An 804-nucleotide genomic window follows, 5' to 3' on the forward strand; every position below is an offset into this window, starting at 1 on the left:
CCTTTAAGGGGCTGATAATAGTTTGCTAAAATGTGTAGCGCAGCGAAACCGAGCAAACTGTTAGCAGTGATCTTCACCCGATAAAGTGGACACCGTCCACGTTTCAATTAACTGCCGATTCAAACTCGGCAGGTGATTTATATCCTAAACTCGAATGCAATCGCTGTCTATTGTAAAAGTAATTTAGGTAAACCTTTAATTTTGATAATAGTTTACCGCTACTCTCAAATTTATTTCCTCGAATTAAGTCTGCTTTAAGCGAATGAAAGAACGACTCGACTTCTGCGTTGTCAGTACAACACCCAGGCCTATTCATACTGGCTTTGATGTTTTTGCTAGCCAAATACTTTTGTACAACGTGAGCACGGTATTCTGCACCTCGGTCAGTGTGAAATAATACACTTTCTGTTGGCTGTCGTTTTTTTATCGCAAGCCTTAGCGCCTTTAACGTAAGCTCCGTTGTTTTGTTTTTACCAAACGCCCAGCCGATTACTCGACGTGAATATAAGTCGATAACCACTGCAAGGTAATGCCAACGAGCCCCGACTTTTAAATACGTAATATCGCCAGACCACTGTTGGTTGATTGCTGTGGCCTTTTCACTATCTTTGCGTTTATTTTCTATCTCTTTATAAAAGAACTTAACCTTCGCCGGTTTACTGTAAGTCTTAAGCGCCCTAGCTCTTAAACCGTTTTCTCGCATTAAGCGGGCAACACGTTTTTGGCTATGTGTTACACCTGCTTTTTTTAGCGCATGAAATACGCGTTGGATACCATACGGTACATGTATCACAATGAGGAGTG

1 protein-coding gene is annotated in these 804 nt (G+C 41.4%); it reads right to left on the bottom strand.

The window, feature by feature from the left end; all coding sequences use genetic code 11:
• Positions 1–103 precede the first annotated feature (103 nt).
• Positions 104–804, bottom strand: a 701-nt coding sequence (locus tag CWB65_RS19415) for an IS3 family transposase (protein ID WP_138741281.1), incomplete at its 5' end; no start/stop codon positions are given.

This window comes from Pseudoalteromonas sp. S554 (assembly GCF_005930865.1).
GTDB classification, from domain to species: Bacteria; Pseudomonadota; Gammaproteobacteria; order Enterobacterales; family Alteromonadaceae; genus Pseudoalteromonas; species Pseudoalteromonas marina.